Raw genomic sequence first — 15553 nt, forward strand, 5'->3', positions numbered from 1 at the left:
AGTATTGGATTACTCCAGGGAACCCAAATAAGCAGCTCCTTATAACAAGCAGGATGTTTATTTGGCTCAAGCTTTCACTTGAAACGTCACTTTACCTGCAAATTATGTGAGTAATATGACAACGTTACACATTTTGACTTCGTTAGGGCTAAAACGTGAATACCCACAATTCATTTTCTCTCGAGGCGATAGCGACCGTCGCTACGCCTTTCAAGCAAAAGTTTGCTATTCCAAGGCAGCCCAACTTGGCTAACGCCAAAGGTGTTATCACCTTTGAAGATGGCTTTAACGATATCAACATGCTTAAAGGGATAGAGAATTACAGTCACCTGTGGCTGCTTTTTATCTTTCACCAAAACATTGAACGCGGTTGGAAAAATACGGTAAAAGCCCCTCGTCTAGGTGGTAATGCAACTATGGGCGTATTGGCAAGTCGCAGTACCCACCGACCTAATGGGATTGGCATGTCTGTGGTGAAAAACAAAGGTGTGGTTAGCAGTAATGGACAGACACAGTTAGTGGTTGAAGGGGTAGATTTAGTCGACGGCACACCACTTGTCGATATCAAGCCCTATATCGCGTACGCTGATAGTGTTCCTAGCGCCAGCGATAATCTTGATGACATTAACCCCATACCCAATCGCGACGTATCATTCGCCGATACAATCCAGCCCACGCTTGCTGAAATAGAGAAAAAGCACCGTGGCTTTTCTGCCTTGGTGACTGCGGTACTGTCCCAAGACCCTCGCCCAGCCTATAAACAGCATATTGAAAATGATGAGAAAACCTACCGCGTGACGCTATACGATATTGATGTAGAGTTTGAAATAAGAGATGCCGCCGTTAAGGTGACCGAACTGGTTCATTTAGGATAATTACACTATTAGTGTTAACAGTCTGTGGCGAAATAGCTCACAGTTAATTAGAATACGCCCAAACGTGTGAAACCTTATCTCGGTTCAAGCATTTCGCAATGTTTTGTTTTGCGAATTGCCGTTTGCGAAAGAGCGTCACACTAACCGTCATAAATACATTTATAACAGGATACCTGCTTTACATGCGCACTAGTCAATATTTGCTTGCCACGCAGAAAGAAACACCTGCAGATGCAGAGGTTATCAGCCACCAGCTTATGCTAAGAGCTGGTATGATCAGAAAGCTTGCCTCGGGTCTATACACATGGTTGCCATCTGGTCTTCGTGTACTTAATAAAGTAGCCAATATTGTTCGTGAAGAAATGAACAAAGCAGGCGCGATTGAAGTGCTAATGCCCGTTGTTCAGCCCGCAGATTTGTGGGAAGAATCTGGACGATGGGAAGAGTACGGCCCAGAGTTACTTCGTATTAAAGACCGCCACCAGCGAGATTTCGTATTAGGTCCAACGCACGAAGAAGTTATTACCGCGCTTGTGCGTAATGAAATTAGCAGCTATAAGCAGCTTCCGCTCAATCTATACCAGATTCAGACTAAATTCCGCGACGAAGTGCGCCCCCGTTTCGGCATTATGCGTGGTCGTGAATTTACCATGAAAGATGCGTACAGCTTCCACTTAGAAGACAGCTGTTTAGAAGAAACGTATCAAAAAATGTACGACGCTTACTGCAATATATTCTCGCGTATGGGCTTAGACTTTAGAGCAGTCATTGCCGACTCTGGCTCTATTGGTGGTAATCACTCTCACGAATTCCACGTACTTGCCGCATCAGGTGAAGACGATATCGCTTTCTCAAGCGACAGTGATTACGCAGCCAATGTTGAAATGGCTGAAGCTGTTGCGCCTGAAAAAGCTGTCGCATCGGGCGCTGCAGTTGAGACTAAAGATGCCAAAGGCAAAGATTTCTATGCCATCTTAAAAAGCGTAGAAGCCGAAGTGACAAACGCGGTCAAAGTCGTAGTAGTGAAAGCCGCTAATGAAGTAGACAGTAAAGGCGAAGAAGTAGTTTCTGACAAATGGGTAGCCCTTGTACTTCGTGCTGATCATGAGCTTAATGATGTAAAAGCAGAGAAGTTAGACGGCGTTGCAAGCCCGCTTGTTGAAGCATCATTTGAACAAGCAAAAGATATTCTTGGCGTTTCACCATTGTTTGCTGATGCAACCAACCTGCCTGTACCCGCTTTTATTGACGCCAGTGCAGCTGCCCTTGCTGACTTCACTACAGGCGCAGGCGCAGGCGGTAAGATAAATATTAACGTAAACTGGTCTGAAGATATTACTGGCGTTGATATTCGCAACGTTGTAGCAGGCGATGCATCTCCTGACGGGAAAGGCACGCTAGATATTAAACGCGGCATCGAAGTGGGCCATATCTTCCAGCTTGGCAGCAAGTATTCAGAGGCCATGAACTGCGGCGTACTAAGCGAATCAGGTAAGCACCAAACCTTAACTATGGGTTGTTACGGTATAGGCGTATCTCGAATTGTTGCGGCAGCTATCGAGCAAAACCACGATAAATTTGGCATAAAGTGGCCAGATCCTATTGCACCGTTTAAAATTGCATTAATACCAATGAATATGCACAAGTCTCATCGTATTAAAGAAGCAGCGGAAGCGCTTTATGAAGAGCTTGTTGCCCTTGGCGTAGAAGTGTTGTTTGACGACAGAAAAGAGCGTCCGGGTGTCATGTTCAATGATATGGAATTAATTGGCATACCTCACAGCATTGTTATTGGTGAAAGAAACCTAGATAATCAACAGGTTGAGTATAAGAATAGACGTACTGGTGAAAAGCAGTTGTTAGATATTAGCGCAGCAAAGGACTTTGTAGCCGCACTCTAGCGCCTGATCTCGCCGATTAGATTAGAAAAGAGGGCGTATGCGGTTAACATTTTATGGCGTAAGAGGGTCAATCCCTACCCCGGGAGCAGCTTACGTCCGCTATGGTGGTAATACTGCATGCGTTCACATTGAGCTTGAGGATGGTACCGATATCATCCTCGACTCTGGCACAGGGATTCGCGTGCTTGGCGAGCGCCTTATTCAAAAAGATACACCCATTAATCTGCTGTTGAGCCACAACCATTGGGATCATATTCAAGGCTTCCCTTTTTTTGCGCCTATCTATCAGGCTTCACGCGAAATCAACATATACCCGGGTCAAACCCTCCTTGATGAACCTGATCAAATTTTAAAGCAAATGGAAGGGTCGTTATTTCCAGTCCCCCGAAGTGCGCTGAAAGCTAACATTTCTATTGTCGATATTCCCAAGTCTACAAGCCGATTTTCAGTAGGAAGCGCAACCATAACTCGCTTAGCCATGAACCACCCCGGTCGTGGCAGTGCTTATTGTATTGAAGCCGATGACGCAAAGGTGGCTTACATAACAGATAATGAGCTTTACCCCCCCTACAAAAAAGAAACAGACTTTATCGATTTCGCAAAATTTGCACAAAATGCCGATCTGCTAATACACGATGCACAGTACATGTTGTCTGACATGCCAGCTAAGAACGGATGGGGTCATTCGGTCGCGGAAGAAGCGGTGAAACTAGCAATGGCATGTAACGCAAAAAAATTAGCTTTATATAGTCATGATCCAGAACGGACTGATGACGATATAGATGATGTTGTAAACCATTGTAATGTATACGTCACAGTGGCAGAGTCTAATCTACAAGTATTTGCATCTTCAGAAGGCCAAGCACTGGACTTCAGTTAAGCATAACAACAACCCCACGTTACGGAGAATTAAAGGTGTCTGTGTTAAAGCCTTTTGTATTTTTAGCAGCATTTGCTGCTTGTACGCCTGTGTGCGCTCAACAATCACAAGAAGTGGTAAGCGAACAAGCGTCATCTTTAGAAAATAGTGAACAAGAGCGCACTGTTGAAAATGAAGAAAATCAATCGTCTCAGGAAGAAGGCGGTATTGAAGTTATCGATATCATCAAACGTGACACCATCACGGAAAGTGCACTGGATAACCGATTAGAAGGCGATAAAGAAGCACTGGATAATGTGTTTGCTATCACTCAGCATAGACAAAACTATCTACTTCCAATCACTTACGTTTCCAACCCAAGCTCTGTGGCCAGTGAAGAACTAACAAACGAGAACATAGACAATAAAGAAGCCAAATTTCAGGTAAGCGCAAAGCTGCCGCTTTATTTGGAAGATACAGGATTCGACGGTGTTTACTTTGGCTTTACGCTTACCTCTTTCTGGCAGCTTTATAACAGTGAAGCGTCGAAGCCGTTTCGCGAGACCAATTACGAACCAGAAGTCTTTTGGCAAGAAACAGCCGATTATTCCGTACTTGGCTACAAATTTAATACCTTTCAAGTTGGTTTCAATCATATGTCTAATGGTCAAAGCGGGCTGCGCTCTCGAAGCTGGAACCGTATATTTGCCTCTATTGTCTTTAGCGACGATGACGATATCTACTACCTAAAGACGTGGTACCGTATTCCTGAAGACGAGAAAACAGACCCGCTTGATCCTACCGGCGACGATAACCCTGATATACAAGACTATTACGGTAGAATGGAACTTGGTTATGGAAGGAAAATTGGCGCGTTTAAAGTACTGGCGCTTTTACGAAATAACCTCGACGTAGATGAGAACCGAGGCAGCATCCAGCTAGACTTCACCTACCCTATCTCTGACCGCTATGAAGTCTTGCTTCAATACTTCAATGGCTATGGCGATTCGCTTATCGACTATAACCGCTCACAAGAACGTATTGGTATCGGTTTTCAGCTGCACTTTTTGTAATAAATAACCACGTAGACACAGGATGGGCACGCCAAACCGCTTTTGCATGGCGTGCTCTTCTCATTTCGACATCACTGTATGCTAATCAATCACGCCTGCCGCGCGATAAAGCTGAATATGCACCTCTACCAGTGCTGCAATATCTCTTTGGTAGCCTCCACCAATTACCGCAGCAATCGGAACGCCTAAACGCTCGGCTAACGCAAAAACTTGCGTATCTCTTTCGTACACGCCTTGCGTAGAAATATGCAAATGACCAAGGTCGTCGTTTACATGCACATCAACGCCTGCGTCATAGATGATGGCATCGGGCTGGAATTGTCTCATTACCATCGTTAGCGCTTGTTCTAGCGTAGTTAGATACTCATCGTCTTCGGTGCCCTTATCGAGCCCTATATCAATATCGGAACGCTGCTTTCTGTGAGGGAAGTTCTTTTCACCATGAATAGATAAGGTAAAAATATCACGGTCGTTTTCGGCAAGTTTTGCTGTGCCATCGCCTTGATGCACATCTAAATCGACAATAAGCACATTTTCAACGGACGGGGTTTGCTGCATAGTTTTCGCTGCCAAATATAAATCGTTGAACAAGCAAAAACCTGAACCAAAATCAGCAAACGCGTGATGATACCCGCCCGTTAAATTCAATGCTTTTCCATGCTCTAGAGCTAGCTTGGCTGTTAAACAGGTCCCAGCGACGGCAGTACGGGTACGCTCAATCAGCTGCTGCGACCAGGGAAAGCCTATGCGGCGCATGGCTTTCCTATCTAATGCGCCAGTACTTAGTGCATCAACATAGTCCGGATCGTAATAGGCTGTGAGAAAAGAAAGATCAACCGGTGATGGAGTAACAAAACGCGATGCTTCCACACCACGATTTAACAATTCATCGCGAATACCTACGTACTTCTCGATGGGAAATCGGTGTCGCTCAGGAAGATCTAACTGGCTATAAATAGGATGAAATACGAGTGGTGTTGTCATTATTATCAATACTGGTTTAGGACGTGCGCATCTATAACAGATAAAAGAAAAGGAGCGTGAACATTGTTCAAACACTCCCTTTTAACGTGTTTATACTGACAAAGCACAGTTAGCGGGTCAAACTGTTCACCACCTTTTCAACATTTTCTGACATACTTTTCATTGAGCGTGACATGTCATCACGCTGAGCAAGTTGATGATATTTTTCAGATGATGTGACCACATTACTGATAATTGTTTCCACCTGCTGAAGTACAGCCTCTTGCTCATCTGCGGCTTCGTTAAGCGCCACAACTACGCTGGCCGTTTCTTGAATATCTCTCACCACGTTATTGAGTGTTTCAAGCGCTGTCGCTGCTTCTGCTGCGTTTGTGTCTGACAGCTGCTTGCCTGACGACATCGCCGCAACGGCGCCTTTTGCTTCAGCTTCAAAACTACTTAAAATGTCGTTAATTTCCTTGGTCGACTGCTGTGTTTTAGCTGCAAGTGCTCGAACCTCGTCGGCTACCACAGCAAAACCACGGCCATGCTCACCTGCCCTAGCAGCTTCAATTGCTGCGTTTAGAGCCAGCAGGTTAGTCTGATCGGCAATTTCATTAATAACATTTACCACTTTTAGAATATTGGTACTGCGGCTTTGCAGTTCTGACACGATATTACTTGATTCGGTTACCGTTTTTGCTAGTTGCTTAAAGCCTGCATTGGCGCTTTCAAACGTGGCATAACAACTTGCCACGTTCTTTTCTGAGTTATTTGTCGCCACAGCAACTTGGTCGGTGATTGCCACTAAATTTTGCACAATCTCTTTAAGTTTATCCGTACTGCTATCAAGCGAGCGCGACGCATCCCGTTGTCCATTGGCGCCTTCCATAATGGATTGACTGACGTTACCGAGGGTGCCAAACGCCTTCTCCATTTCTGTCTCCGCCTGTTGAAGCTGCGCAACCGAATCTTTTAATTTGTTTTGTAATGCCCTGGCAGATTCTGCCAGCATGCCCAATTCATGGTCGCTGGAATACGTTAACGCGTAGTCGTAACGGCTATGAGCCAAGTTGGATATACACGCCGCAACCTGCTTCGTTGGTTTAATAACCTGAGAGCGCAAACGAGCAATCACATAAGCAACAGAAAGCACAGAGAGCGCAATTGCTGCCAGTAGAATTATCCAGAGCATAGTGCGCGTATTGGCTTTAAGTTCAGCAATCGCATTCGCTGAATCGGCTGCAATTTCCGCCGCGATACCTGAGAGGAGCTTAGCAGGCTCTCTATCAATACCTCGAACAAAGCTATCTCCAACCTTTGGATCAAACCCTGAGTTAATAAATGCGTCGTATCCTTCACGGTATTTCTCGGCCATGACTGCATGGGCTTTTTGAAATTGCCTGATATCTGACTTCACGCTTTCACTTATCACACTACTTGATAGCATCAGGTCAAACTGGCGAGTGATGTCGGCCTCTCTCTGCTTGAATCGCTCCCAGTATTTTTCTCGGTCGTCTTTTTTGTGGCCACGCAACAATACGTTCTTCCACTCTTGCACTTGAGTTTTGAAAGTACTTAGCGTGGTATTGACGTCTCGTTCTGACTGAACAAGGGTGTTTTCTAACTCATCGAATGAATTAAGTAACGAGAAAGACTTTAGAATTGAGGCACCGTTTAATAGTACAAGAATTAAAAAGCTGGCGAGAACAGGCGTCATCACCAAACGGCTGATGCTTGTGTAATTGAACACGGCTTAACCTTTAGTATAAATTTAAAGAAGGACGTCGCCATTAAATGATATTTTTATGACGGTATGGTTACAAATTTGGTATGAATCAACATACCAATATATGCGAAAATATACACCCTTATAGTAACAGGCTTATTAACTTGCTCTTTTTTAAGTAGATACAAAAAAAGAGCCCGAAGGCTCTCTTTTCATTTCGGTAAATTTACACCCGTTTATTCCCACTCAATTGTAGCAGGAGGCTTACCAGAAATGTCGTATACTACGCGGCTAATGCCGTCAATTTCATTGATAATACGATTCGACACTTTACCTAGGAAGTCGTAGGGTAAATGTGCCCAGTGAGCTGTCATGAAATCGATGGTTTCTACTGCACGAAGGCTTACTACCCAGTCGTATTTACGCGCATCACCCATTACGCCAACTGAGCGCACTGGAAGGAATACGGTAAACGCTTGGCTTACTTTTTGGTATAGGTCAGCTGCATATAGCTCTTCAATGAAGATAGCGTCAGCACGACGTAGTAAGTCACAATATTCTTTCTTAATTTCACCAAGTACACGAACACCTAGACCTGGACCAGGGAACGGGTGACGGTAAAGCATGTCGTACGGTAAACCTAGCTCAAGGCCAATTTTGCGTACTTCGTCTTTAAAGAGTTCACGCAGTGGCTCAACAAGACCTAGCTCCATATCTTCTGGAAGACCACCCACATTGTGGTGCGATTTAATTACGTGCGCTTTACCCGTTGCAGAACCCGCTGATTCGATAACGTCTGGGTAAATGGTACCTTGCGCTAACCACTTCGCGTTTTCACGCTTGCCCGCTTCTTCGTCAAATACACGAACGAACTCATTACCAATAGCTTTACGTTTCAGCTCAGGATCTTCAATGCCTTTTAGGCGTTCAAGGAAACGCTCTTCAGCGTCTACACGGATAATGTTAAGGCCGAAATGGTCACCAAACATTTCCATTACCTGATCAGCTTCATTTAAGCGAAGCAGGCCATTATCTACAAACACACAAGTAAGTTTGTCACCTATCGCGCGGTGAAGCAGCATGGCTGTTACTGAAGAATCTACACCGCCTGAAAGGCCAAGAATAACTTCTTCATTGCCCACCTTTTCTTTTATACGCTCAATGGCATCGTCAATAATTGCGCCAGCTGTCCAGAGCTTTTCACACTTACAGATGTCCATCACAAAGTGAGTTAATAGACGCATGCCTTGGCGAGTGTGAGTCACTTCAGGGTGGAACTGCACGCCATAGAATTGCTTCTCTGCGTTATACATTGCAGCATGTGGGCATGAAGCGGTTTGCGCGATAGTTTCAAAACCTTCGGGAATAGCTGCCACTTTATCGCCGTGGCTCATCCATACATCAAGCAGCGCCGCGCCGTTATCGCCTATCGCATCTTCAATTTTATCCAGCAGCGGGCTTGGCTTAATCACTTCTACTTGCGCATAACCAAATTCACGCTTGTCTGAACCCAGTACGCCACCACCTAGCTGTTGTGCCATGGTTTGCATGCCATAGCACACGCCTAGCACTGGCACGCCGGCTTCAAATACGTACTCGGGCGCGCGTGGTGAACCTTCTTCGGTTACTGACTCTGGGCCACCTGACAGAATAATCCCTTGAGGATTAAATTCGCGGATTTGCTCTTTGGTCACATCCCAAGCCCAAAGCTCACAGTAAACGCCTATTTCGCGAACACGACGTGCTATCAACTGCGTGTATTGCGAGCCAAAATCCAAAATAAGTATGCGTTGGTCGTGGATATTTGTGGTCATGTTTTATTTTTACCCGTTAAATAAAAGAACAAAGGCTGGTGTAGTACCAGCCTCGCAGTCGTCGGTCGCCTTAACCTAAACGGTAGTTTGGCGCTTCTTTGGTAATGCTTACATCGTGAACGTGGCTCTCGCCCATTCCGGCTGAAGTTACGCGCACAAATTGTGCCTTGGTATTGAGCTCTTCAATCGTTGCGCAGCCCGTTAAGCCCATGGCTGAGCGCAAGCCGCCCATTTGCTGATGGATAATATTAGCAATTGGACCTTTGTACGCTACGCGGCCTTCAATACCTTCTGGTACTAATTTCTCAGCGTTATCAGAATCTTGGAAGTAACGGTCTGACGAACCGTGGCTTTGATCCATAGCGCCTAGTGAACCCATACCGCGATATGACTTGTAATAACGGCCTTGGAAAAGTTCTACTTCGCCTGGCGCTTCTTCAGTACCTGCTAGCATGCTGCCAACCATTACGCAGCTTGCGCCAGCAGCCAACGCCTTAGCAATGTCACCCGAAAAACGAATACCGCCGTCAGCGATTACTGGAATGTCAGTATCTTTAAGCGCTTCTACTGCATCTGATACCGCAGTAATTTGAGGCACACCGCAACCGGTTACGATACGGGTAGTACAAATTGAACCAGGGCCAATTCCCACTTTAACAGCATCTACGCCGGCATCGGCAAGTGCTTTCGCGCCATCGCCCGTCGCAACGTTACCCGCAATAATTTGTACATCTGGATAGTCTGCACGTACCTTTTTCACGCGGTCAATAACACCTTGCGAGTGACCGTGAGAGGTATCGATAAGTAGAACGTCAACGCCTGCATCTACAAGTAGTGCAATACGTTCGTCAGTACCTGGTCCAACGCTTACCGCAGCACCAACACGTAGGCGACCAAGCGAGTCTTTACATGCGTTAGGCTTGTTTTCTGCTTTCTGGAAGTCTTTAACAGTGATCAGGCCTGTAAGCTTAAACGCGTCGTCGACGACAAGAATTTTCTCAATGCGGTGTTCGTGCATAAGATCTAACACCACATCAGAGCTTGCACCTTCTTTAACGGTAACCAGATCATCCTTACCGGTCATTACGTTTCTAATAGGCAAATTCAAACGCTTTTCAAAGCGAAGATCGCGGCCTGTCACAATACCAATTAGGTTATTATCTTTGTCAGTCACCGGGAAGCCAGAGTAACCAAGACGCTTAGAAAGCGCGATAACTTCACCAATGGTCGCATTCTCTTCAACCGTTACCGGGTCAGATACCACACCACTTTCGTATTTCTTAACTTCACGTACGTGTTTGGCTTGCTCTTCGGGCTTCATGTTTTTATGAATGAAACCAATACCACCCTCTTGGGCTAGCGCAATAGCTAGACGGGCTTCAGAAACCGTGTCCATGGCAGCAGACACCATTGGAATATTTAACGTTACGCCACGCGTAAGGCGTGTTTGTAAGTTGGCTGTGTGAGGGAGGACGGTCGAGTGGCCGGGAACCAGCAACACATCGTCGAACGTCAGGGCTTCTTGGATGATACGTAGCATGCAACAACACCTATTCAGTTGAGGGTTAATTGCGGCGCAATTGTAGTGTTTTTTAGTTTTCAGGTAAACTCTAAATGTATTAAACCCAGTGATTTTTTTTATGTTTACAAATTCGCCATCTACGTCTCGACAAATTTTAACAGTTACCAAGCTAAATCGCTTAGCCAGAACCGTACTGGAAGGCGAAATTGGCCTTATTTGGCTATCGGCTGAAATATCCAACTTTGTGGCAGCCGCATCAGGGCATTGGTATTTCACGCTGAAGGACAACAAAGCCCAAGTTCGCGCGGCCATGTTCAAGGGATCAAACCGCAATGTTCGCATTCGCCCTAAAGAAGGCGACAAAATTTTAGTGCGAGCGTCGGTTGGCCTTTACGAAGCACGCGGCGACTATCAACTGGTTGTCGAACACATGGAAAGCGATGGCGAAGGTGCGCTTAAGCAAGCGTTCGAAGCCCTAAAGTTCAAACTCAACAATGAAGGCTTGTTCGATACTGCTAACAAGCGAGCGCTACCTGAACGTATTAATCGCATCGGCGTAATAACTTCATCAAGCGGTGCAGCGCTTCACGATGTATTAAGTGTATTAAAACGACGCAGCCCACAAACCGAAATCATTGTTTATCCGTCGATGGTTCAGGGTGAAACCGCACCTTTACAGTTAATTAATGCGTTAAGAACGGCTAACCGCCGCGCAGAAGTGGATGTGCTGTTACTTACGCGAGGCGGAGGTTCATTAGAAGACTTGTGGTGTTTTAATGATGAAAGCTTAGCAAGAGAAGTCGCTGCAAGTGCCCTTCCCATAGTTAGCGCCGTAGGCCATGAGGTAGACTTCACCATTAGTGACTTCGTCGCCGATGTTCGCGCCCCTACCCCATCTGCTGCTGCCGAAATCTTAAGTCAGGATTCTGCCGCTCTTTACCAAACGCTAAGTCAGCAAAAACAACGCTTAGCAAGGGCAATACATCAGTACCTTCAAACGAGTAAACAACAGCTTGTTTTAAAGAAACAACGGCTAAATGCGTTGCATCCACAAAGCCGCATCCAATCGCAGTGGCAAACGTTAGACAGACTACAACTTCGTTTAGCGCATAAGATGCAAAACGACTTGGCAAAAGCAGAGAAGCGATTACAAGGTCTTGATTACAGGCTAAACAAACAATCGCCATCAGCAAACGTGGCGCGTGCAAAAGACAAACTGAATTACGCTAGCACCAAGCTCTTATCAAGCATGAATACACTCATTAGAAGCAAAAAAAATGAACTTGGTGGTAAAGTTAGCCTCTTACAATCCGTAAGTCCTCTTTCAACGCTCGCCCGTGGTTACAGCATTACTTTATCCAACAAAGCAGCCATAAATAGCGTGAATAAAGTAAATGTAGGTGATGAGATAAAATCTCGGGTGACTGACGGAGAAATAACCAGTACAGTGACACACATTCAGCGGCAATAGGTAGCCTTAAGTATTATGCCCGTTCATGTAAACGCGTTTTCCTTTTCCAGTATTTACCAGCGGGCCTGTGCATTTTGGAGCCTAAAGTCACAGCGGTTCGCTGTACCAAAAATTTTGACACCTTTGTGCGTTTTTGTTCTGTTACTAGTGCCTGACTTCACCTTTGCTTCTATGGTCAATCAACCTGTCTCTGTTTTTTCTACCTACCCAAGCGAGACGTTACTCAGGGCTTGTGGAGCCCAGCGAGCATTAAGCGAAGCTAATGCTTCTCAATCCACTAACTTGTGTTTTGAAGATGCTATTTCGCCCGACAGCTTTATTAAACTCCTAAGCGAATCAGGAGAGTTCAGTCATTTGTTCCCTTATGGCGAAGGAAACGACTACGAACTATTGATTGCTAATGTTGGCGCAGCGCCTGGCATGCATCGACAGCACGCAAAACAATTTGCAGAATTCACTTTACAATGGCGAGGGATAGAAATTGACTCATCTTCATTTGATGCGAGTGCTCTAGAAAACACAGATGTGAAAACGGAAACCGCTTTAGCCGAAGAAGAAGCTCAATCGTTGATTGCCCGCTGGATTCAACATGCCAAACATTCTGGATTATTTACCAGCCAGTTTTTGTTCGATGCGCTAGAAGCTAGCGACTATAAGGGTGGATTACAGGTACCAAACGCCATTGGCGACTTCACTAAATTAGATACTCAGTTATATCCAGACCCGTTTAACGGTGCAATTACTCGCTATATACACCCTGAGTTTGAAGATGCGCTCGTTGATGTCACCGTATATCCCTTTTTAGATCAGCTTTCTTCAGATGAAAACGAGCTACTTCCTGAGCAACTAGAAAGTGATCTGCAACGAGCTAGTGCTACAGCCGATTTACAGCAGTTAACTTTGTCTCAAATCAGTCCAGCCTCACGCTACGAGGTTAACAGCGCATTAAGAGGATGGAGATTGGGGCTGAGCGCGACATCTGAAACATCACCAACAATTTACGCGACAACCTATGTCTTTAAGCTACAAGATAAAATCGTAAAAGTGTCTACGACTTTTCCTCCTGACTTTTCAGACAATATTGTCAATCAATTGATTGTTAACGTAGAAGTTCCACAAGAGTCTGAAATGATGAAAAAGGTTCGCTCTCTGCTTTTGGAAAGCGCGCGTTAAGCTTTTTTCGCAGAACGTCGTTTAACTAGCGGCAAACTCAACGTTGGCTTTTCTTCTGTTTTGGCGGTGAGAATATATACTTTTTGCTGCTCTTTTGGTTTATACCTATCAAACCAGTTATACATTTGATTTTTTTGAAGTGGTGAGGCGACTTTAACCAATTTTTCTACTGACACTTTATCTCCCAAAACACTGCTGGCTGTCTGCTAAACAGGTAGTGTCTGCAAAAACAGCTCCAAATTTCACATTCGTGGTAACCTCCCGAATTCAAAGGTACATACCTATAAATGACTGAATGTGTGAACAAAGAGAAAGTGGGAATAGCAGGAAAAGAATACAATCTAAGTGTAATAATGACCTAGCAGATTAAATCAAGAAAACCGTAGAGTTGAATACGACTGGCAAAATGCAATTCACGCTAAAGCGAGTCTAATTGGGGATTTCATCATGCCACAATAGTGGGGAAATTGAGTAATGTAAGAGCATGGACGCTATCGCCACTTGGTCAGAAATAGCGCCCAATCCTCAAAAAGGCTACTTTTTATCTTTGTAATAAGACATCATACGACGGCGCTTGCGCTGCTGCGCCAAGGTCAAATTAGCCTTCTTACCTTCAAACGGGTTGTTGCCTTCTCTGAATTCTATCTTGATAGGCGTGCCCATAATTTCTAGCGCTTTTCTAAAGTAATTCATCAAGAAACGCTTATAAGAGCTTGGTAAGTCATCCACTTGATTACCGTGAATAACAATAACCGGTGGGTTGTAACCACCTGCGTGAGCATACTTCATTTTAACTCGGCGCCCACGCACCAGCGGAGGTTGATGGTCATCCTGAGCCATTTCCATAATTTGTGTAAGCAGCGCGGTATTAATACGCTTGGTCGCGCTCATATACGCTTCTTGTACAGACTCAAATAAATTACCAACACCCGAACCATGAAGCGCAGAAATAAAATGAATTCGAGCAAAGTCGATAAAGCCTAAACGACGGTCCATCTCGCGCTTTATGTCGTCTTTCACGTCAGTACTTAATCCGTCCCACTTGTTCACGGCAACTACTAATGAACGACCTGAATTAAGCACAAAGCCTAATAAGCTAAGATCTTGGTCGGTAATACCTTCTCTGGCATCAATAACCAATAGCACTACGTTAGCTTCTTCAATTGCCTGAAGAGTTTTAACAATAGAGAACTTCTCTACGGCTTCACTAATTTTCTTGCGCTTTCTCACGCCCGCGGTATCGATTAGGATATATTCACGCTCATCCCTTTCCATTGGAATGTACACGCTGTCACGGGTGGTGCCTGGCATGTCAAATACCACCACGCGCTCTTCACCTAAAATGCGGTTTGTCAGTGTCGACTTACCCACGTTGGGCTTACCTACGATAGCAAGTTTGATAGGTAACTCTTGAAGGCGTTGACGCTGCGTTTCAGCATCCTCTTCTTCTTCAGGCTCCTCATCGACAATTTCCATGTCCGGGAAATCAGATTCAAGTGGCTTTAAGGCGTCCTGCAGCAATTGGCTAACACCGCGACCGTGCGCCGCAGCAATTTGCTTAATATCACCTAAGCCTAAGGAGTAAAATTCCGCACTTTCGCTATCGCCGTCAATTCCATCAACCTTGTTCGCCACAACAAACACTTTTTTGTTTATGCGTCGAAGATGATCAGCAATACCTTGGTCGGCTGGCAGCATACCTGCTCTGGCGTCAACCAAAAACAATACGACATCAGCCTCTTCTATAGCTAACAAAGACTGTTGTGCCATTTCAGCATCAATGCCCTCTTCATCGCCCGTAATACCGCCGGTATCCACTACTATGAACTGGCGCTTTTCAAATTTCGCTTGGCCGTATTTACGGTCGCGAGTTAGCCCCGGATAGTCAGCAACTAGTGCATCACGGGTATTTGTAAGGCGATTAAACAAGGTTGACTTACCAACATTAGGGCGGCCAACCAAAGCAACAACGGGTAACATTTATCAGATCCTAGGGGTCATGAAAGCTAAAAAAGCACAAGCCGCATACACCATCTATTACAACTAACGTTCGGGAGCTGTATTCTCTAACGAGAGGTGAATTACTATGAGGCTTTTGAGAATGGGCGCATTATACCTTGTTCACTACCTAATACCAATGGCGTTCAATAACACGAAGAGAAACCGTCTACCC

General features: G+C 45.1%; 12 protein-coding genes. 6 read left to right on the forward strand and 6 right to left on the reverse strand.

Annotated features, from left to right (window positions below):
• Nucleotides 1–155: 155 nt before the first annotated feature.
• The 4 genes from tsaA to BZA03_RS15435 all read left to right on the forward strand — a co-directional run bounded on the left by tsaA (nt 156) and on the right by BZA03_RS15435 (nt 4708).
• Nucleotides 156–875 carry a tRNA (N6-threonylcarbamoyladenosine(37)-N6)-methyltransferase TrmO gene (tsaA, locus tag BZA03_RS15420; RefSeq protein ID WP_110289228.1) on the forward strand — a complete coding sequence of 240 codons (720 nt, stop codon included), beginning with the start codon at nt 156–158 and terminating at the stop codon, nt 873–875.
• Nucleotides 876–1057: 182 nt separating this feature from the next.
• Complete coding sequence (locus BZA03_RS15425; RefSeq protein ID WP_110289229.1) at nt 1058–2776, forward strand: proline--tRNA ligase; 1719 nt, start codon at nt 1058–1060, stop codon at nt 2774–2776.
• A gap of 37 nt (nt 2777–2813) precedes the next feature.
• Nucleotides 2814–3656, forward strand: coding sequence for an MBL fold metallo-hydrolase (locus BZA03_RS15430; RefSeq protein WP_014950153.1), 843 nt, complete (start codon nt 2814–2816; stop codon nt 3654–3656).
• 35 nt (nt 3657–3691) lie between these two features.
• Nucleotides 3692–4708: a phospholipase A gene (locus tag BZA03_RS15435; RefSeq protein WP_110289230.1), complete on the forward strand. Its 1017-nt coding sequence runs from the start codon at nt 3692–3694 to the stop codon at nt 4706–4708.
• Nucleotides 4709–4789: 81 nt separating this feature from the next.
• Here BZA03_RS15435 and BZA03_RS15440 read toward each other — a convergent pair whose 3' ends face one another.
• The 4 genes from BZA03_RS15440 to guaB all read right to left on the reverse strand — a co-directional run bounded on the left by BZA03_RS15440 (nt 4790) and on the right by guaB (nt 10754).
• The gene (locus tag BZA03_RS15440; protein WP_110289231.1) at nt 4790–5692 is read right to left on the reverse strand and encodes a histone deacetylase; all 903 of its coding nucleotides are present in this window, start codon (nt 5690–5692) and stop codon (nt 4790–4792) included.
• Nucleotides 5693–5801: 109 nt separating this feature from the next.
• Entirely contained in the window at nt 5802–7424 is a 1623-nt protein-coding gene (locus BZA03_RS15445) for a methyl-accepting chemotaxis protein (RefSeq protein WP_014950156.1), read from the reverse strand.
• Between the two features lie 212 nt (nt 7425–7636).
• Nucleotides 7637–9214 (reverse strand): glutamine-hydrolyzing GMP synthase, encoded by a 1578-nt coding sequence (gene guaA / locus BZA03_RS15450; protein WP_110289232.1) that lies wholly within the window; start codon nt 9212–9214, stop codon nt 7637–7639.
• A gap of 70 nt (nt 9215–9284) precedes the next feature.
• The gene (guaB, locus tag BZA03_RS15455) at nt 9285–10754 is read right to left on the reverse strand and encodes an IMP dehydrogenase (protein ID WP_014950158.1); all 1470 of its coding nucleotides are present in this window, start codon (nt 10752–10754) and stop codon (nt 9285–9287) included.
• Between the two features lie 100 nt (nt 10755–10854).
• On the opposite strand from guaB, the gene xseA reads away from it, so the two are divergent.
• Nucleotides 10855–12207, forward strand: coding sequence for an exodeoxyribonuclease VII large subunit (gene xseA / locus BZA03_RS15460; protein WP_110289233.1), 1353 nt, complete (start codon nt 10855–10857; stop codon nt 12205–12207).
• A 15-nt stretch (nt 12208–12222) separates the two neighbouring features.
• Entirely contained in the window at nt 12223–13380 is a 1158-nt protein-coding gene (locus BZA03_RS15465; protein WP_110289234.1) for a hypothetical protein, read from the forward strand.
• Here the strand turns inward: BZA03_RS15465 and BZA03_RS15470 are convergent.
• Nucleotides 13377–13556: a hypothetical protein gene (locus BZA03_RS15470; protein WP_039218122.1), complete on the reverse strand. Its 180-nt coding sequence runs from the start codon at nt 13554–13556 to the stop codon at nt 13377–13379. The genes BZA03_RS15465 and BZA03_RS15470 overlap by 4 nt on opposite strands.
• Before the next feature lie 358 nt (nt 13557–13914).
• Entirely contained in the window at nt 13915–15360 is a 1446-nt protein-coding gene (der, locus tag BZA03_RS15475; RefSeq protein ID WP_014979823.1) for a ribosome biogenesis GTPase Der, read from the reverse strand.
• Nucleotides 15361–15553 lie beyond the last annotated feature (193 nt).

The organism is Alteromonas sp. I10, from assembly GCF_003201515.1.
Lineage (GTDB): Bacteria > Pseudomonadota > Gammaproteobacteria > Enterobacterales > Alteromonadaceae > Alteromonas > Alteromonas macleodii.